Raw genomic sequence first — 382 nt, 5'->3', positions numbered from 1 at the left:
GGCGAACGATCGACCTTGCCCGGTTGAATGGCAACGGCGGCACCTGCGCGTAATTCGTTTCCGTCGCGTGTCACGGGACCCGCAAAAAGGCAGAATGAAAAATGCGTCCAGTAGGGATTGTCGGGATGGTGAAACGCCAGCTTTTCATTGGCCGCATTGGTGATGCGCACGCCAAGGCGGGCGATCTCATGCGCTTCTTCGGCAACCAGTGACAGGCCCATCGCTTCAGCGTCGACAATCACAAAACTATCGCCGCCATAGGCCGTATCGACCCGCAATGTACCAAGGCCATCGACATCCAGTTCAACGTCCAGATCGGCCGCAAAGCTGGGCAGGTTTTGCACGGAAATCTTCTCAGCCTTGCCGTTTTTACATGTCGCGC

1 protein-coding gene is annotated in these 382 nt (G+C 56.8%); it reads right to left on the bottom strand.

The features are described from left to right. On the bottom strand, nucleotides 1–382 hold a 382-nt coding region (locus AB9F29_RS21405; RefSeq protein WP_369757191.1), incomplete at both ends, for a proline racemase family protein.

The organism is Falsihalocynthiibacter sp. S25ZX9 (assembly GCF_041205405.1).
Classification (GTDB): domain Bacteria; phylum Pseudomonadota; class Alphaproteobacteria; order Rhodobacterales; family Rhodobacteraceae; genus Falsihalocynthiibacter; species Falsihalocynthiibacter arcticus.
Note: the sequence above shows the minus strand (reverse complement) of the source record. Positions and strands in the feature narration are given on the sequence as shown.